14 protein-coding genes are annotated in these 18,065 nt (G+C 41.5%); 4 read left to right on the forward strand and 10 right to left on the reverse strand.

Translation table 11 applies throughout. From position 1 onward, the window contains the following. Nucleotides 1–45 precede the first annotated feature (45 nt). Complete coding sequence (locus DX873_RS02665; RefSeq protein ID WP_116182974.1) at nucleotides 46–1,254, forward strand: multidrug effflux MFS transporter; 1,209 nt, start codon at nucleotides 46–48, stop codon at nucleotides 1,252–1,254. Here DX873_RS02665 and DX873_RS02670 read toward each other — a convergent pair. The 8 genes from DX873_RS02670 to DX873_RS02705 all read right to left on the reverse strand — a co-directional run bounded on the left by DX873_RS02670 (nucleotide 1,244) and on the right by DX873_RS02705 (nucleotide 12,245). Then, entirely contained in the window at nucleotides 1,244–2,329 is a 1,086-nt protein-coding gene (locus tag DX873_RS02670) for an anhydro-N-acetylmuramic acid kinase (protein WP_116182975.1), read from the reverse strand. The genes DX873_RS02665 and DX873_RS02670 overlap by 11 nt on opposite strands. Beyond that, complete coding sequence (locus DX873_RS02675) at nucleotides 2,326–2,991, reverse strand: class I SAM-dependent methyltransferase (RefSeq protein ID WP_116182976.1); 666 nt, start codon at nucleotides 2,989–2,991, stop codon at nucleotides 2,326–2,328. The genes DX873_RS02670 and DX873_RS02675 overlap by 4 nt, the downstream gene beginning before the upstream one ends. After that, nucleotides 2,988–4,616 (reverse strand): glycoside hydrolase family 3 protein, encoded by a 1,629-nt coding sequence (locus tag DX873_RS02680; RefSeq protein ID WP_116182977.1) that lies wholly within the window; start codon nucleotides 4,614–4,616, stop codon nucleotides 2,988–2,990. The genes DX873_RS02675 and DX873_RS02680 overlap by 4 nt, the downstream gene beginning before the upstream one ends. Beyond that, nucleotides 4,585–5,859, reverse strand: coding sequence for an MFS transporter (locus DX873_RS02685; RefSeq protein WP_116182978.1), 1,275 nt, complete (start codon nucleotides 5,857–5,859; stop codon nucleotides 4,585–4,587). The genes DX873_RS02680 and DX873_RS02685 overlap by 32 nt, the downstream gene beginning before the upstream one ends. A gap of 1 nt (nucleotide 5,860) precedes the next feature. Beyond that, a complete protein-coding gene (locus DX873_RS02690; RefSeq protein WP_116182979.1) occupies nucleotides 5,861–6,343 on the reverse strand; it encodes a GNAT family N-acetyltransferase in 483 nt (160 codons plus the stop codon). Nucleotide 6,344: 1 nt separating this feature from the next. Continuing rightward, nucleotides 6,345–7,844, reverse strand: coding sequence for a glycoside hydrolase family 10-like protein (locus DX873_RS02695; protein WP_116182980.1), 1,500 nt, complete (start codon nucleotides 7,842–7,844; stop codon nucleotides 6,345–6,347). 89 nt (nucleotides 7,845–7,933) lie between these two features. Then, entirely contained in the window at nucleotides 7,934–9,265 is a 1,332-nt protein-coding gene (locus DX873_RS02700; protein WP_116182981.1) for a RagB/SusD family nutrient uptake outer membrane protein, read from the reverse strand. Between the two features lie 16 nt (nucleotides 9,266–9,281). Continuing rightward, on the reverse strand, nucleotides 9,282–12,245 hold the full coding sequence (locus tag DX873_RS02705; protein WP_116182982.1) for a SusC/RagA family TonB-linked outer membrane protein: 2,964 nt from the start codon (nucleotides 12,243–12,245) through the stop codon (nucleotides 9,282–9,284). A gap of 204 nt (nucleotides 12,246–12,449) precedes the next feature. Here DX873_RS02705 and DX873_RS02710 point away from each other — a divergent pair, with 204 nt between their 5' ends. After that, nucleotides 12,450–13,196: a DeoR/GlpR family DNA-binding transcription regulator gene (locus DX873_RS02710; RefSeq protein ID WP_116182983.1), complete on the forward strand. Its 747-nt coding sequence runs from the start codon at nucleotides 12,450–12,452 to the stop codon at nucleotides 13,194–13,196. A gap of 37 nt (nucleotides 13,197–13,233) precedes the next feature. On the opposite strand, the gene nagB is transcribed toward DX873_RS02710, so the two are convergent. Next, nucleotides 13,234–15,165: a glucosamine-6-phosphate deaminase gene (gene nagB / locus DX873_RS02715; protein ID WP_116182984.1), complete on the reverse strand. Its 1,932-nt coding sequence runs from the start codon at nucleotides 15,163–15,165 to the stop codon at nucleotides 13,234–13,236. 193 nt (nucleotides 15,166–15,358) lie between these two features. Here nagB and DX873_RS02720 point away from each other — a divergent pair, with 193 nt between their 5' ends. Both DX873_RS02720 and murQ read left to right on the forward strand, forming a co-directional pair. Continuing rightward, on the forward strand, nucleotides 15,359–16,108 hold the full coding sequence (locus tag DX873_RS02720) for a DeoR/GlpR family DNA-binding transcription regulator (protein ID WP_116182985.1): 750 nt from the start codon (nucleotides 15,359–15,361) through the stop codon (nucleotides 16,106–16,108). After that, complete coding sequence (murQ, locus tag DX873_RS02725; RefSeq protein ID WP_116182986.1) at nucleotides 16,108–16,923, forward strand: N-acetylmuramic acid 6-phosphate etherase; 816 nt, start codon at nucleotides 16,108–16,110, stop codon at nucleotides 16,921–16,923. Before DX873_RS02720 ends, murQ begins: the two co-directional genes overlap by 1 nt. A gap of 4 nt (nucleotides 16,924–16,927) precedes the next feature. Here the strand turns inward: murQ and DX873_RS02730 are convergent, their stop codons facing one another. Next, entirely contained in the window at nucleotides 16,928–18,046 is a 1,119-nt protein-coding gene (locus DX873_RS02730) for a PQQ-dependent sugar dehydrogenase (protein ID WP_116182987.1), read from the reverse strand. Nucleotides 18,047–18,065 lie beyond the last annotated feature (19 nt).

Raw genomic sequence — 18,065 nt, forward strand, 5'->3', positions numbered from 1 at the left:
TCTTAAAAACTTCTCGGATAAACCGGGGTTGTCTAATTTTGCCGAATGCAAAAAGACGCCCAAAAACCGAATTTTGAATTTATTGCATTGATGGCCGCCTTAATGTCGATTGTGGCATTGGCCATTGATGCAATATTGCCGGCTATATCCAATATCGGAGTTGCCATACACAGTCTGGATCCAACGGATAATCAGATGTTGGTAACCATGATATTTTTGGGACTTGGAGTAGGGCAATTGTTCTTTGGTCCACTTTCTGATTGCTACGGCAGAAAACCGATTGTATACGCAGGTTTTATTTTGTTTTTGATAGCCAGTCTAATCTGTTTGTATGCACCCTCCTTGGAAATCATGGTAGTAGGTAGGATTTTACAGGGAATCGGACTTTCTGCACCTCGGACCATAGCCATATCCATAATTAGGGACACCTATAAAGGTGATTATATGGCAAGGGTTATGTCCTTTGTGGTGGCCTTTTTTATTTTGGTTCCCGTTGTGGCTCCTGCCATTGGTAAAGTAATTCTGGATGGCTTCGGTTGGAAGGCTATTTTTTATGTACAGCTGATTTTTGCCGTAATAATAGCTTTTTGGTTTTGGAAAAGACAACCGGAGACTTTACGACCAGAATATAAGATTCCGTTTTCCAGTCATGTGTTCATCGATGGATTAAAAGAGTTTGTCCGGTTTCGGGAAACAATAATCTTTACGTTGATTTCTGGACTTGTGACAGGTTCTTTCCTGGTTTATCTAAGTTCCGCACAGCATATTTTTGAAGACCAATATGCAATGAAGGAAGCATTTCCATACATTTTTGCGGGGTTGGCCATTTCTATTGGACTTTCAACATTTCTAAACGGAACCTTGGTGATGCGTTTTGGGATGCGAAGACTTTCGTGGATGGCCACAACAGCCTTTACCATTATCGCTCTGTTTTATTCCCTGTGGTTCTTGAATTCACCAAACCCAAGTATAGTTGTGCTGGTGGCATTCCTTTCTGCGCAGTTTTTCTGCCTTGGGTTTATGTGGGGGAACTTTCGGTCCATTGCTATGGAACCCATTGGCCATATTGCGGGAATAGGGGCAGCCATTAATGGATTTGTATCCACAGTTTTGGCCATACCTATCGCAACATTTATTGGAGGTTATGTAGAAGACAGCGTTTGGCCGTTATTTTCGGGATTAGCCGTATGTGGAATCTTTTCCCTCTTACTTTTTATGATGATCAGAAAGCCCAACAAGTTGGTTACGGTTTAGTTTTTGGAAAATAAATTTCACCACTGCAAGAATCCTCACTGGCACCTGTAACGGAACTGAGTACATTGGGATTGCCTTCTAACCGTAGAACTCCCATAAGAGCAAAAACCAAGGCTTCTTTATAGGAAATCAAGGTTTTGGTAGGCACCACCAACTCAACACTTTGGCCTAGTTTTTCCTGGAGCGTTTCAATAAAAAAACTGTTCAAAGCGCCTCCGCCAGCGACCAATAATCTACTCTTCGGTTTCTGGATGTTTTTAAGGACGTCTAGAGCTATCTGTTCAGAATTATGATAAATGAAAGTATGTAGAAGGTCAGCTTCAGAAACCTGCGAAGCTTCAATCAGGGGAACTATATCTTCCGTGAACCATTCATATCCTGTGGATTTAGGATAGGGGAGTTGATAATAAGGAAGGCTGTTCAGTTTTTGTAGCAAATCCTTATCCAAATTCCCGGAACGGGCCATTTTGCCATTTTCGTCATACTCAAGTCCAATCTTTTGGGTAATATAATTTAAGGGCATATTGGCTAGGCCAATGTCATAAGCAATAAGCTTTCCATCTTTTTCAAAGGATATATTACTGATACCTCCCAGGTTTAGACAGAAATCAAAATCATAAAATAACAATTGATCACCAATTGGTACCAAAGGGGCTCCCTGTCCTCCAAGGGACACATCTTTGGTTCTAAAATCGCATATGACCTTTTTTCCACTGATGTTGGCCAACCACTGTCCATCTCCCAACTGAAATGTGAACCCCTCTTCAGGTCTATGATGAGAGGTATGTCCATGACTGGCGATAAAATCGATTTCTAAATCCTCGTCTTCAATGAACTTTCTGGATTGCTCCCCTAGCCATGAGCCATAATCCAGGTGCAGTTTGTCATGTGCTTCGTCAGAAAGGAAAATGGCATTTTTGAGGTATTCCTTCATTTCCTTGGTATAGGAGATGTCCCTTGTTTTTTCAATGGAAAACTGCCATTTTCCCCCATCCTTGGAAAAATGGCAATAGGCCATGTCCAAACCATCCAACGATGTTCCGGACATTAGCCCCAAAACCTTGTAGGTACTCATAGTTTTGTTATTTTGATGATGAGGGAAATAGGATTGCCCTCATCGTTACGTATCTCTTTTATTGTAAAACTCACGTTTTGTAGGGTATTGATTTCGCGAATCCAATCTTCCAGGGTTCTGGCATACCACACATGCCCGTCTTTAAAATCTCCTGGAAGGCCCTTCCAAGAATCGGATAACCATTGACTTTCATAGGAAAATCCATTCTGAACCAAAAAGAAAGGGTGTAGGGTCTGGATTACTATAGATCCCTTGGCTGTGATTTGCTTAAGCGTATTGCCCAACAGCAGGGGCAAATCGTCTTTGGCGTACAAGCAGAAATTAAAAATGGCAGCGTCGAAAGGTTGATTTTCAATTTGCTTGTCTGCCATGATATCCTCGTAGGTTCCAACGTAAAAGCTATCCGAACTTTTTTTTCTAGCTTCGGTAATTAGGCTTTGAATGGCGTCTATTCCCGTAGCTTCCCATCCCATTTTGCCCATTTCCCGAGTCAGCCAACCTTCTCCACACCCAATATCCACTATCTTTTTTCCCTTAAGTTCTTTAACTGCGTCCAAAATGGCCCTGTTGGTATACTTACGAGATGGAATGCTGTTGTTCTGAATGATTTTTATCCATTCCGATGCATTTTTTTCCCAAGAAGTGATGGTGTCTGTTTTCATGGATTGAAAGTTTTAAGTTTAACTGGAAGTCTTCCGCTCGCTTTCAGAAGCCCCATAAAATGTTGATAAGCCACTTCTTGAAACACCTCAAAATCTTGATAGACCATTACAGCATTTGCTGTTGAATCTAAATCAAATAAATCCAGGGCAAATGGGTTTCCAAAAAGATAGAGCAAGACATTTTTGGTCTGGACAAGCTGTTTTATCAATTCTAGTTGTTCTGAGCTAAAGCCAAATGAACCTTTAGGTTTCACCTGTGGAGGGAAAACTGCCAGTACCACATTTTGGGACACCTTCATTTTTTCTTCATCGGCAATCAAGCTGCTTGTCAACTCCCAAGGTTCATTCCTCTGTTCCTCGTGGATTTTGGATGAAAAAAGATTCTGCGTTGGACTACCGACCCAAAGATTTAAGAACTTTGAAGATTTGATATCTTGAACAACATCAGGATTTCCATAGAGTTCTGTTAGACTTTGTTCGGCAGCTAGTCGGTTGAGTTGTTGGTGATTTTTCGTTGAATGGATTTTTTCGGAAACCTTGTTCAAAAAGACTTTTTCCTTGAGGTGCCAAATCCGTTCAAAACTTTCCTCAATCCTAACTTTTGAGGAGGTTTTCAAAATGGTTTCTATACCTTCCTCCACATTTTCACTGAAGCACAACACGTCCATTCCTGCTTCAAATGCTGTGGCTTCAAGCTTTCCTTTTTCAGGATATTTTTTTGAAACGGCATGCATGTTCAATGCATCCGAGATAATTACTCCCTTGAATCCTAACTGGTTGCGAAGCAACTCCGTTATAATGATGTGTGAGGTGGTAGAAGGCTCTTCTGCATCCAGTTGGGGAACGAGTAAATGTCCCACCATCACGGAATCCACTCCTTTTTTGATTAACCCATTAAAAGGAAATAACTCGTTTTCATTAAGTTGTTGAAGTGATTTATCGATTACCGGAAGGCCCAAATGCGAATCCGTTGCCGTATCACCATGTCCAGGAAAATGTTTGATTGAGTTAAGGATGCCTGCTTTGCTCATCCCTTCGGTAAAAGCACTTGCTCTCGAAAGCACTTCATTTTTGTCGTCTCCAAAGGACCGGTATCCGATAACCGGGTTTTCTGGATTGTTATTGATGTCCACTACTGGGGCAAGATTCCAGTTGATGCCCGCCTCTTTGCAATCCAATCCGATTCTTAGGCCTATTTCTTCTAATGTTGAAATAGAGTTGGTGGAAGCTCCCAATGTAATGGCATAGGGGTATTGAGGGGTATTTTCAATTCGCATAGCAAGACCCCACTCAGCATCCATGGCAATGAGCAAGGGAATTTTTGCTGCTTTTTGATATCTGTAGATGAGCTGTTTAAGTCGGTCAAGGCTCTTTTCGTTGTGGACAACCTTTTTCTTTCCTTCAAAGTTGGTTGCAGCACTTGCCCTGCTATGAAAGAAGCAAATGGACCCAATATGGTGCTCCTGTATAAGCTTTTCCATTTTTTGAACTTCTTCCTCCGTATCGTTGATAAAAACCGCCGGCATAAACAATTGCCCTGTTTTTTGCCGAAGAGAAAGGCTTTCTTTAGAAACCAAAAATGTATTCTTATCCTCAGGCATCTGCTTCATTTGACTTCTTTCCATAGTCCGCTGGATATTTAAGATAATTCAATACAAAAAATGCTGGTAGTGCGGCAATGACTACCCAAACAAAGAAACCATCATAACCTAACCATTCCTGAATGTATCCGCTCAGCATTCCCGGGAGCATCATTCCCAATGCCATAAACCCTGTGGCAATAGCGTAGTGGGAAGTCTTGGAAATTCCTTCAGCGATATAGATAAGGTAGATCATAAAGGCAGCAAACCCAAAACCGTAACCAAACTGCTCCAAAATAACCGTTCCGGTAACTGCATAAATACTCGTGGATTGAGTTATGGCCAATAATGCATAAAGTGCATTGGGTAGATTGAGCGCCAAAAGCATGGGGAGCATCCATTTTTTTAATCCGTCTTTGGAGATGAGAATACCTCCAAGTATTCCTCCCAGTGATAACATGATCACCCCGATGGTTCCATAGATGGTACCAACAGCTTCAGTGGAATACCCAAGGCCGCCTACTTCCAACTCATCTAGAAGAAAAGGAGAGGCCATTTTTACCAATTGCGACTCTCCCAAACGATAGGTGAGTATGAACAACAGGGCCACGCCTATTTGTTTCTTTTTGAAGAAAGAAGCGAAAACTTCTAAAAAGCCTGCTGGTTTTTCGCCATCTTCGGTCTTATCTTCTTCAAACTTTGGTGTTGCGAAAAAATTGGAGATAGTCAAAACCAGCATAAGAACTGCAGAGCAGATCATGGTCATGGACCATGCCTTGGTATTGTCTCCATATTTCTGTTCCAAAAAGCCTGCAAAGATGACCAAAAGCCCTTGCCCGGTAACCATGGCTAAACGATAGAAAGTACTGCGAAGACCAATAAAAAAGGATTGTTTCTTCTGTGTTAGACCAATCATGTAATATCCATCCGAAGCAATGTCATTTGTGGCTGAGGCAAAAGCGACCATCCAAAAGAAGGCTAGGGTAATGGTGAAAAAGGCATTGGAAGGAAGGAACAGTCCAATTCCTAAAAAAGCCAGAGAAATTAATAGCTGCATGGACAAAAACCATTTTCGTTTGGTACCATTGAGGTCCACAATGGGGCTCCATAACGGTTTTATTACCCATGGTAAATAGAGCCAACTGGTGTACAGGCCAATCTCGGCATTACCTATGCCCAGACGTTTATACATAATCACGGATACAGTAACAACCAATATGTAAGGAATCCCCTGGGTAAAATACAGTGTGGGTATCCAAAGCCAAGCATTTTTGTCCTTTTGTGCCATATTATTTGTGATGCATTAATAGATTTTGATAGATACTTTTCTCCGAATCTACAATGATTTCCGCATTTACTACCTTTTTATAATATGATGCCGGACCAACACCTCCAATGATAGCATATGCATACCCCATTTCTTTCATGGCTTGAAGAGATTTGACCAGTAGTACCTTTCCCAGGTCCTTGCCCCGTTCCGAAGGAAGAACCCCTGTTGGACCAAAAAAGTTTTTGGCCGAGACCTCAAAACATGCAAATCCCAAAATGGATTGTCCTCGCTGCGCAATAAAACAATTGGCAGGAAGCGAAGCGAAAGCCATTTCGGTCTCGTCCGCCCAATTTTGACTGAAGTTTTCCCTTACCCAGTTTACCACTAGACTTTTTTCTGGTTGAATGGGTCTTCGGAAAATAATTTTTTCCATTTCCAGATGATAGGTCTCTGCTTCAGAAATATCAGGCAATTCCATTAATCTAACTATCATATCCTGCATGTCATTCCAATTTTAGGTTCAACTCCAACAAGGAGCTTTCATTTCCAAATGGGTCAATTACCGTAACACCAATTCCTTTTCTCAGGTTTTTTTTGGTAAACTTATTTTCGAAGCACCCTTGATTTTGGCTTTCAGAGAGATAATCCTTGGCAATGAGTACTTTTTTATTGGCCTCTTTGCCTTTAAGGGTATAATAATTTATAAACCTTGGAATGGAATCGCTATGAGAAATACAAATCTCTAAATCGTTACCATTTTTTGTGATTTTTTCCACGGAGGGTGCCAAAACATGCCTTTTAATTTTGTTTCGTGAACTCGGGTTTTTGGAAGGCAAGGGATAGAACTTTCTTTTAAGGGACTTGGTTATTTCAGGATGTTTTCCGATAAGTGATTTGGCGCTGAAAAAAATGTTTCCGGCAACGTTCTCTTGATCTCTTGCAAAGTTGAGTTGTTTGGGAATTTCATTTTTCTTTTCCCAAGCCTCATCTTTGTTGTTTTTGATTTTGTATGTTCCGTTGCCAATGTAGAGATTGGTGTTGGAGCTGGTTTTGGCCCACCATGATACAATCTCCCTATGTGAGGCGGGGGGGTAATCCATACTCCAATAGGCCTGCGGGGCCAGATAATCCAACCATCCTTTCTCAATCCAGAGTAGGGGGTCGGCGTATAGATCTTCGTAAGTGGTCTGTCCGGCCTTGGTGTTGGAGCCTCGGGGATCCGTACTGTTGTTTTTCCAAACTCCAAAAGGACTAATGCCAAATTGCACCCATGGTTTTGTCCTCTTTATGGTTTGATGTACATTTTTGACCAAGGAATCCACATTGCTTCTTCGCCAGTCTTCGAGACTCTGATCTTGCAAACCATAGGTTTGATATGCTGTGGAATCATCAAATACTTCATCTTTGATTTTGTAGGGATAAAAATAGTCGTCAAAATGAATGGCATCTATTTCATACTTGCCCACTAACTCCTCAATGATTTTTACAAATTGGTTGCGTACTTCAGGCAAACCTGGATTGTAGTAATATTTCTTTCCGTATTTCACCATCCAATCGTGATGCTGGTAGAAATCATGTTTTTGGGACAGAGCAAGGGTATCAAGGTCAAAAGTAGCACGATAGGGGTTGAGCCAAGCATGGAACTCCATACCGCGTTGGTGGGTTTCTTTTATCATCCACTCAAGAGGGTCTGAAAATTCTTTTGGGGCCTCACCTTCCTGTCCCGTAAGATATTTGGACCAAGGAGCAAGTTTGGTTGGATAAAAGGCATCTCCAGCAGTGCGAACCTGCACAATGGCCGCATTGAAGTTGAGGGTTTGATAAAAATCCAGGATATCCGTAAAATCCTTTTTTTGTTTTTCTGGGTTGTCCGTAGCTTTTTTTGGCCAATCTATGTTGACCACAGTGGCTACCCAAACACCTCGAAATTCTTCTGTGGGCACCTTGGTTGCTGTGCAAGAAAACAAGAATGTAAAAAGAAGTATGGATAAAAACTTGTACATGCTTAGTAAAAAAAGGCCTACTTAAAAATTAAATGTAGGCCTTTTCACTCGGATTTGATTATGAAAACTAACTACTCAAAACATCTATTTCAAATCGAGGGGTCTGCCGGAGTATTCGGATTACTATTCCTTTCCAAATCTGGATAGGGGTAGAAATTTCTGTTCCGTTCTTCGGCATAATTCATTGCAGCTCCGCTAGGTTCTGGTCTCCCAAACCTACGGCTGTCTTCTAAACTTACTCCCGTCAGAAAAAGTTCGGCTCTTCTGTTTTTGTATACTTCGTTTAGAAGGTCAGCCGCAGTGTTTGGTCCGGCATAGGCATCAACATCAGCATTAACTCCAAAGGGATCATCGGTATCTGTAAGCACTTCGTTAAGTGCCGTAGTGGCCGCTCCCAAATTCGGTGTGCCCGATCTTAAATTTGCCTCAGCAATGATAAGGTTCATTTCATCTGGCAAGTAAACCGGGATAGGTTCTGTACTTTCATCAAAAAACCCAGAAATATCTTCAATAGGCAATCCATTCTGATTGGTTTCATCCAGAGCGACCAAATAGAACGCCAAACGTCCATCAGCAGCATCAAAAACAAATTCTGCTGGAAGCCCAAAATTATCTCTAGGCTTAAAATTTGGCGCATCATTTTGGATGACCCTTGCCCAAATTGGATTCAGGTTTTGTGAATCGTAGGCAAAAATAGAAGTCGAACTCAAATCAACTGAATTTGCAGCTGAAATGGCAGCATCATAGTTGCCTGCAAATAGATTATATCTGGCACTCATTGCGGCAATGGTATTGGGCAAATCAAGATTTCCCAGGGTTATGCCATTGATGAACTCTGAGGATGCGGCATTGGCTGATAACTGCGCTGCAGCTTCAGATAATAATGTGATTGCCGTCTGGAACCCTTCGGTTCTGGATACAAAAACCGCATCGTTGTTATTACTGGTTTGAACTACAACCTGTTCGTAATTTTGTGCTAGACTACCGATAGCCATTGCTTTGAATAGCTTGGCATGGGCAATAAGTCCACTTTGTGTTCCAGCTTCAAGCTCTATGTCACTGGCACTTGCCTCTATGTCTTCGGCAATTTTGATTACTCGTAGCATGGTAGACCACAGTCCTTGAACATTGGAGTTGAAGTTGGGTAGACTGGTCCCTCCATCTTCAAGTTCGATCATATTCTGAAAGGTTGTGGTTATTCCACCTTCCCGCGTAGTAACTGCCGGCGTTTCCACAATCCAACGAAGGCCCGTTGTTGAATAGAGTTGTTGCAAACCTACCGCTGCGGCAAAAATACCTTCGCGCGAGTTGAACGTTTGATCTTCAGTTGCCGCATTGGGATTGTCAAAATCTGTCTCGCAGGATGTGACTCCAAACGCAAGTGAAATGCAAATAATAAAGAATTTTATATTGTTTTTCATTGTGCTTTTTTTTGAATTAGAAACTTACATTGATTCCCAATTGATAGGTCCTTGGTATTGGTACCCCTGCAAAATCGAACCCTCTTACGCCATTACTTTGGCCTGGAGTGTTGATTTCTGGATCCCATCCGCTGTAGTCATCCCAAGAGATGAGGTTCCTGCCCACCAAGCTCAACTGAATGTCATCAATTCCCTCAAATGGGGGCTTAAAGTGGTAACTGAGAGCCAATTCCCTAAGTTTCACAAAGGAACCATCTTCCACAAACTCTTCGAAAATACCAGCTTGTGCGCCTCCAAATCCTTTGGGTCTGTTTCCTAAAAGTTCCTGACCAACATTGTAACCTCCGCCGAAAATTACATTGTCCAATAGTCTTCGGTTCCAGTTAAAGACGTCAAAGCCTTGAACGGCATCCAACTGTATCCTCAATTTGAAGTTTTTATACGCAAATTCGTTGATCAACGATCCAAACCAATCAGGGTTGGGATCTCCCAATACTTTAGAACCTTCACCATCCTCGGTAGTCCCTCTAAACGGATAGCCATTTTCATCCAACGAAATGCTACCATCCGCATCCCTGGCATAGAACTGACGGAAGAATACGCCCAAGGGCTCTCCCTCAATCACATAATTTGTTGCAAAACTGCCAGCCAGTGCAAATTGGCCTCCACCAGCAACCTTGGTCACTACATTATCATTTTGTGAAAAGGTAGCGGTAATGTCCCAAGAGAAATCATCCGTTCTTATGGGTGATCCCCTTAACAACAATTCGACCCCTTTGTTTTCCAAATCACCAACATTCTCAATCCTAGAACCGAATCCTGTGGATGGAGATAGTTCACGAGGCAATAATAAATCTGTTACATCTTGTTTGTAGTAGGTGAACTCTATTCCAAGTCTATTATCCAACAATCCTGCATCAAAACCTATTTCAAATTCTTCCTGTCTCTCCGGAGCGATGTTCAAATCTCCTTGTTGAGTACTAGGAATAAGACTAGGTGTTCCATTGATTGAAGACGGATTTAACGTGGTAAATCTTTGAAAGGCTGATAGTGCCGTAAGGTTACCGGCTTGTCCCCAAGATCCTCTTAATTTAAATGTGTTGAATGTTTCTCCAAAAGTATCTTGCCAGAAATCTTCTTCGGAAATTACATAGGACAAACTAGCCTTTGCATAAACTTGATTTCTTTCGTCCTCACCAAAGGTGGAAGCGCCATCGAGCCTTATGGCTCCATTGACATAAAGTTTGTTCTTGTAGCTGAATGACTGTTGAAGAAACGATCCCCAGTATGAAATTTGGGAACGTGTTTCGCCTTGGGTCAAAATACTACCATCCGAAGCAACTTGTACTACCGGAGCAAGCCCGTCGGCTTCGATAGCTACACGATCAAACTCTTCGTATTGCCAGGAACCGCCCAAGGTGGTTGTGGACTCAATATCATCATTGATAGGAATCTGATAGGTAAGATTCAAATCACTATTGTACTGAAAATTGTTGATGTCCGCTCTTCTGGAAAAACCGTCACCATTAGGTGAGGTATTGTTTATAGGAATGAAAGCTGTCGCTGATTGATTGTAAAAATCCAACCCAAGAAGGTAATTTGCCTTTAAGTTTTCGGTGATGTCTGCGTTAAGACCCACACTTGTGATCACACGATTGACCTTTTGGCCAAAATCGAAACGATCTACTGCTTCAAGAGGGTTGGTACGTGGAACCAAAAGAGAAGTAACTGGATAAACACCAGATTCATCTGGGTTGGGATCTACTGAGTTGTCGCTAAAAACAAATCCTGTGATAGCTCCGTAAGCAGCATTTATACCTCCGTTGGGAATATCACTGCTCACACTTCGGGTGTAATTGAGGCCAGCGGTTATCTCCAGCCAGTCCCATGCTTTTTGAGTAATATTGGTTTTAAACCCGACTCTTTGGAAGTCTGTGTTTTTGATTATCCCTTCGTTGTCCAAGAACGATCCAGAGATGTAATAGGAAGTACGTTCGTTACCTCCAGTTACCGAAAGAAAGTTCTCTATACCAAAACCTGTTTCAAAGAAATCATCTTGATAGTTGAACCTTTCTACGGGAACAGTTTCCAAGTTGGTTCTGTCAAAGGGGTCTACCCAGGCCAAAGGTGCTGTGTTGTAGTCTATCTCTTTCCGTAATTCATTTACTCGAATGTTTGTAGAGAAACTGAACTTAGGTTCTCCCAGACGGCCCTTTTTGGTAAAGATCTGAACTACCCCGTTACTTGCCCTAGATCCATAAATGGCCGCAGCAGCAGCACCTTTAATGACCTCTATTCGTTCAATATCATTTGGGTTGAGGTCAACAAGACGGTTTTGTGATGTACCACCAAGATCAACCAAATCGTTACTGTTACTGGAATTACTAATAATAATTCCATCAACAATATAAAGTGGGTCTGAGCTACCAAGAACTGTACTTGGTCCCCTTAAACGGATACTCATACCACCCGCAGGGTCACCAGAGTTCTGTTGTACCAGGGCACCGGTAATTTTACCTGAGATGGCCTGGTCCACCGCAATGGCTGCATTGTTTACCAATTCTTCCGATCTAATAGAAGAAATGGCATTTCCCAGTGTTCTTTTGTTTGCTCCGGAACCGGTACCTGTTACCACAACGGCATCTAGGCTCAGGATATCCTCAGCAAGCAAAATATCTGTGTTGATTGTTGGGTTGCTACCCAGATCAACCGATATTTTTTGTGTGGAGTACCCTAATGAGCTTACAGCCAGGGTATAAGTGCCTGATTCCAGATTAGCGGTAAATGTGTAATTACCGTCAAAATCACTGACTGTTCCATAAGCAGTATTCTCAATGAAGACTGAAGCACCTGTAACTGGTACACCGGTGCCATCTTCTGTTACAGTTCCCGTAAAGGTGAACTGGCTTTGGGAAAATGCAATGGCTGATGAGGCCATACACGCCAAAAGCAACAGTTGACGTAAAATTTTTCCGATCATAAGTTAGAATTTTGAGTTGAGTGTTAAACTTTAGCTTAGGTTTATTCGTGTTGGATAATAACCCATCACATTCAAAAATATGCAAATAATCGAAAATCTTGCAATTTTTTGCCAGTTTTTTACTGATTTATTTTTTTGAGAGCTATTTTTTGCATTTATTTACTAAAGCACTAAAACTTTTACATTTGCCAAAACAACACTACCATGCTCAAAGAAGAACGCCATCAGGTCATATTGAATGAAGTGCGGATTCACAATAAAGTTCTGCTGACTGATATTGCCGAACTCTTAAAAGTTTCCTCGGATACGGTAAGGAGGGATATCAAAGAGTTGCATGATAAGAACAAGTTGAAGCGAGTGCATGGTGGTGCCATTTCATTGGGGTTCAATCATTATAATTACGCCAACAACGAAATATATTCCCTAGAAAAGAAGTCTCGAATTGCGGAGAAGGCAGTTTCTATGCTAAAAGCAGGTCAGGTTGTGCTGTTAACAGGTGGAACCACCAATCAAGAAATAGCAAGACTTATTCCTCCATATTTAAAGATTACCTGTTTTACTCCGAGCTTGCCCATCGCCGTGCAGTTATTGCCCAAGCCCAACATTGAAGTGATATTTATTGGCGGAAGAGTGAACAAGGATTCCCAGATCACAGTGGGAGGAGGGCCTATTGGAGTGCTATCAGAGCTAAGGGTAGATATTTGTTTCTTGGGTGTGAACAGTATGCATCCAACTGATGGTATAACCGAATTTGATTGGGAAATCGTCCAATTGAAAAAGGCTATGATTCGAGCATCAAAAAAGGTAGTGGTATCATCAATATCTGAAAAAATCAGTTCCGTACAACGTTATAAGATATGTGATATAGATTCTGTAGATATCTTGATCACCGAGCTGGAAAATACCGATCCAAAATTGGAAGCTTATCGGGGAAAGATAGAACTCATGTAAAAAAAGGGCCTTATTTATAAGGCCCTTTTTTAATTAACTACATGAATTTATGCCTCACAAAGCCTTCCATGGCTTCGTACTCGGCCATACCCAAACTATTGTATTTTATTGCTGTCTCTTTGTTCCTTTCTTCCGCTCTTTGCCAGAATTCCCTCTCGTCATTTCCAGGGAACATTGCCGCGTCTTTCTGTGATTGATGCTTGAATATGGCATTCTTTTTTCGTTCCATATCCATTGGGCCAATGGGTACTGCCATTTCCATATCGGCTATATCCCATTCCTGCCATGCTCCACGGTAAAGCCATACGTAGCAGTCATCCAACCAATCAGCTTTATCGGCTACTAGTCGTTCCAATGTTTGGTAGATAATTTCCAGACAGACCCTGTGGGTTCCATGTGGGTCTGAAAGGTCACCCGCCGCAAATATTTGGTGGGGTTTAATTTCATTCAACAGATCATAAGTGATTTTAATGTCTTCCTCTGAGTGGGGCTTTTTCTTTACCGCGCCGGTCTCATAGAAGGGTAGGTTCAAGAAATGCGCATTTTTCTCTTCCACACCGCAATATCTACATGCGGCCAATGCTTCCCCCTTTCTAATAAAGCCCTTGATTTTTTGAATCTCGGGACTATCTACTTGCCCAGGAGTTTTACTGCTTAGAAACTTTCTGGCTTCCAGCAGTTTGTTTTCCAGTTCCTGATTGTTGGCCTGTACATCTGTAGCAAAGTCAAGAAATCGGATAACCTCGTCATCGAACACAGCGATGTTCCCTGAAGTTTGGTAGGCAACATGTACTTCGTGCCCTTGATCCACAAGTCTCAATAGTGTTCCTCCCATAGAGATGACGTCATCATCCGGGTGCGGGCTGAAAATCAAGGTTCTTTTAGGGTACGGAGATTTTCTTTCTGGGCGTCTGCTATCGTCGGTATTGGGTTTTCCTCCAGGCCAGCCGGTAATGGTGCTTTGCAGATCGTTGAATACCTTAAGGTTAATGTGTTCCGCAGAACCTACTTCTGCGACCAAATTTCCCATTCCGTATTCGTTGTAATCTTCGTTAGTCAGCTTTAAAATAGCCTTGTTCAATTTTTCGGAAAGCCAAAGCGTAGCTTTTTTGATCAGTTTATCATCCCAATCGCATTCAGTTACCAACCATGGCGTACTCATTCTGGTGAGCGAGGATGCGGATGCCGTATCCAAAATGAAATCACAGTTTTCATGGTGCTGTAGGAATGTCGCCGGTACGCTTTCCTTAATTTTTCCTTCAACAGATTGTTGAATTATACTTGATTTTCCTTCGCCCCATGCCATCAAGATTATTTTTTTGGCGGCCATAATGGTTCCTACCCCCATTGTAATGGCTTTTATGGGCACATTTTCAAGTCCGAAAAAATCACTGGCAGCATCCAATCTGGTGACCCGGTCCAATCTGACAAGCCTTGTTTTACTTTTCAACGATGACCCTGGTTCATTGAATCCAATATGTCCGGTTCTACCGATACCTAGTATTTGTATATCGATACCGCCGGCTTGATCGATTTTTTTCTCGTAAGCTTCACAAAATTCGCGGACATCTTCCTTATCCAAGGTCCCATCAGGAATATGGATGTTTTTCTTTTTTATATCGATGTGGTCGAATAAATGTTCGTTCATGAACCGCACATAACTATGTATGGAATCAGGTTCCATGGGATAATATTCATCCAGATTGAAAGTGATCACATTTTTGAAGCTCAAGCCATCTTCTTTGTGAAACTTCACCAAATATTCATAAACCTTGGTCGGTGTAGATCCGGTGGCTAGGCCGAGCACAACATTCTTTCCTTTCTTTTGTCTTTCCTTTATTAGGTCAGCCACTTCATTGGCCACCCGCAAGGATGCTTCATCGGAACTTTGGTAAATTTTTGTATTCGTTTTTTCAAATTTTCTGGATTCTTCGTCAATTGGGTAATTCAAAGTTGTTGTTGGAATCATTGCTAAACGATTTTAAGCTTTATGCAAGGCAAAGATAGGCAACAATCTTTAATTTTGCTGTTTTTTGCAGTAATAATTGCTGTAACATGCAATATTTAACTATTTCTTGATGTTTAAGAAACAAAAACGGAATAAAATGGCATGCTGATTATTTTTATATATTTGCTGCTGATTTAAAGAGGCATATTATTGGATGCTTAAGGAAGAAAGACAGCATATTATTTTAAATGAAGTAGCGCTTCATAACAAGGTTTTGCTAACAGATATAGCAGAAATGCTGGATGTTTCCATAGATACGGTGCGCCGGGATGTTAAAGAACTGGATGGTGAAAACAAGCTGAGAAAAGTCCATGGGGGCGCTATATCGCTTGGATTTACCAACTCAACTGTTAGGAACACCAACATTTACGCCCAAGATAAAAAGGAGATGATTGCTGCCAAGGCAGTTGGAATGTTAAAGGATGGCGATGTCATTTTTATTGATGGCGGTACCACATGTCTTGAATTGGCGGCACAAATTCCTGAAAATTTGAATTTGACATGTTTCACATTAAGTTTACCTGTGGCCATGGAACTCCTTGCCAAACCCAATGTAAAGGTGGTTTTTATAGGTGGGGAGATTTCACCGGACTCCCAAATTTCGGTTGGCGCAAGTACCATTAACCAATTATCCGAAATCAAGGTGGATTACGGTTTTATTGGTACGGGATATGTTGATTCAATTTATGGACTTACGGAGTTCGATTGGAATATTGTACAGGTTAAAAAGGCTGTGATCAAGGCCTCAAAAAAGACAGTGCTTTTATGTATATCTGAAAAGCTAAATTCGCAGCATCGATTTAAAACATGCAATATCAACGCAATAAATACTTTGATTACGGAGTTAGACCCCAATAATAACCTTCTTAATCTTTTTAGAAACCAAGAGATTCATCTTTTATAATGCAAAAGGATTATAAAAAAATCACAGAAAAGCCTTCAAATTACGAGAATTTGGAGAAAATGGACACCAGCACCATTTTGGAAAGCATCAATAGGGAAGACCAAAAAATTGCAGATGCTGTTGCCCAGGTAATCCCGCAAATCAAGAAACTGGTAGATTGTACGGTAAAACGATTTTTAGACGGGGGAAGGCTATTCTATATAGGAGCTGGAACCAGCGGAAGATTGGGAATTTTGGATGCCTCTGAAATTCCTCCGACCTATGGAATGCCCCACGAGCGGGTTATTGGTTTGATAGCTGGGGGGGACAATGCCATTAGAAAAGCCGTTGAGTTTGCCGAGGATGATACAGAACAGGCTTGGAAAGATTTATTGGAGCATGACATAAATTCCAATGATGTTTTAGTGGGAATTGCCGCTTCAGGAACTACGCCTTATGTTCTCGGAGGTATTGAAGATGCAAAGAAAAATGGGGTGTTGACTGCAGGAATTACCAATAATCCAGGGTCTCCGCTTGCCGCCAATTCTGATATTCCCATTGAAATTGTTGTTGGGCCAGAATTTGTTACAGGAAGCACCCGAATGAAGAGTGGAACCAGTCAAAAATTGGTGCTCAATATGATTTCTACGGCCCTCATGATACGAATTGGGCGTGTAAAAGGGAACAAAATGGTGAACATGCAATTGAGCAACACCAAATTGGTAGACCGAGGTACGCGCTACCTAGTGGAAGAATTGGGCATGGATTATGAAGAAGCTGAGAAAGCTCTAAAAAAGTATGGCTCTGTAAAACAAGCCATTGATGCTTTCCGGTAACAGGTTACTTAGGGACAATTCTATAAATTCCCTTTCCTTCTATACCAACATAAATATACCCATCAGGAGCTTGTCTAACATTACGGACCCGTCCCATACCATCCAATAATTTTTCGCGGTAGACCACTTTATCGTTCTCAAGAATCAATCGCTCTAAATATTGAAAGGCCAAGCTGCCCACAAGCAGATTGCCTTTCCACTTGGGATATTTATCGGAGTTTACAAATGTCATTCCACTGGGAGCAATGGAAGGAGTCCACTGGTACACCGGCTGTTCCATACCAGGTTTTGATGTCTCATCGGTGATTTTGGTTCCACTATAATTGATGCCGTAGGTTATCACTGGCCATCCATAGTTTTTTCCTTTTTGGATTTTATTGATTTCGTCCCCACCTCTTGGACCATGCTCGTGTTCCCAAATCTGACCCGTTAGCGGATGTTTGGTCAACCCCTGGGGATTTCTGTGTCCATAACTGAAAATAGCTGCTTTATCTGAGGATTTACTTCCAAAAGGATTGTCTTTTGGAATGCTCCCATCATCCTGGATGCGATATATCTTGCCGCCATCCTTGGTAACATCTTGAGGATTGACATCCCTGTTTCCTCGATCTCCGATGGAAAAATAGAGATAGCCTTCATTATCAAATTCCAACCTAGAACCAAAATGCTGACCTTTGGTGGTATTGGGTTCACCTTTGTACAGTAATTGTTTGTCTGCTAGATTGCCATTGGACAATCGTGCTCTCATAATCGCAGTATTTCCACCTTTGCCATCGCCTTTAGAAGATGAGAAGGAAAGGTACAGCCAACCATTATCAGTATAGTTGGGATGTAACTCAATATCCATCAATCCACCTTGCCCTCTGACATAAATTTCTGGAAGATTTCCTATTTCAGTTAACTTACCCGCTTTGAAATGAATAATTTTTCCTGCTTTTTCTGTAATTAAAATACTACCATCTGGAAGAAAGGCCATGCCCCACGGGTTTTGGATGTCTCCAACAACCTTTTCTACAGTAAAATCAATATTTTGGGGAGTTTTTATGCCCGAATCGGATTTCTGGGCACAGGATGTACTTAGCATTACAACGAAAAAATAAGGAAGGAGAACACTTTTTTTCATAATTTAACGTTGAAATTAT

The organism is Flagellimonas nanhaiensis (assembly GCF_003382275.1).
GTDB classification, from domain to species: Bacteria; Bacteroidota; Bacteroidia; order Flavobacteriales; family Flavobacteriaceae; genus Flagellimonas; species Flagellimonas nanhaiensis.

Coding starts and splice junctions, on each gene's coding strand:
- DX873_RS02670 (WP_116182975.1), bottom strand. CDS start 2,329: ATGAGTACCTACAAGGTTTTGGGGCTAATGTCCGGAACATCGTTGGAT.
- nagB (WP_116182984.1), bottom strand. CDS start 15,165: ATGATTCCAACAACAACTTTGAATTACCCAATTGACGAAGAATCCAGA.
- DX873_RS02675 (WP_116182976.1), bottom strand. CDS start 2,991: ATGAAAACAGACACCATCACTTCTTGGGAAAAAAATGCATCGGAATGG.
- DX873_RS02665 (WP_116182974.1), top strand. CDS start 46: ATGCAAAAAGACGCCCAAAAACCGAATTTTGAATTTATTGCATTGATG.
- DX873_RS02695 (WP_116182980.1), bottom strand. CDS start 7,844: ATGTACAAGTTTTTATCCATACTTCTTTTTACATTCTTGTTTTCTTGC.
- DX873_RS02700 (WP_116182981.1), bottom strand. CDS start 9,265: ATGAAAAACAATATAAAATTCTTTATTATTTGCATTTCACTTGCGTTT.
- DX873_RS02730 (WP_116182987.1), bottom strand. CDS start 18,046: ATGAAAAAAAGTGTTCTCCTTCCTTATTTTTTCGTTGTAATGCTAAGT.
- DX873_RS02685 (WP_116182978.1), bottom strand. CDS start 5,859: ATGGCACAAAAGGACAAAAATGCTTGGCTTTGGATACCCACACTGTAT.
- DX873_RS02710 (WP_116182983.1), top strand. CDS start 12,450: ATGCTCAAAGAAGAACGCCATCAGGTCATATTGAATGAAGTGCGGATT.
- DX873_RS02680 (WP_116182977.1), bottom strand. CDS start 4,616: ATGGAAAGAAGTCAAATGAAGCAGATGCCTGAGGATAAGAATACATTT.
- DX873_RS02690 (WP_116182979.1), bottom strand. CDS start 6,343: ATGCAGGATATGATAGTTAGATTAATGGAATTGCCTGATATTTCTGAA.
- murQ (WP_116182986.1), top strand. CDS start 16,108: ATGCAAAAGGATTATAAAAAAATCACAGAAAAGCCTTCAAATTACGAG.
- DX873_RS02720 (WP_116182985.1), top strand. CDS start 15,359: ATGCTTAAGGAAGAAAGACAGCATATTATTTTAAATGAAGTAGCGCTT.
- DX873_RS02705 (WP_116182982.1), bottom strand. CDS start 12,245: ATGATCGGAAAAATTTTACGTCAACTGTTGCTTTTGGCGTGTATGGCC.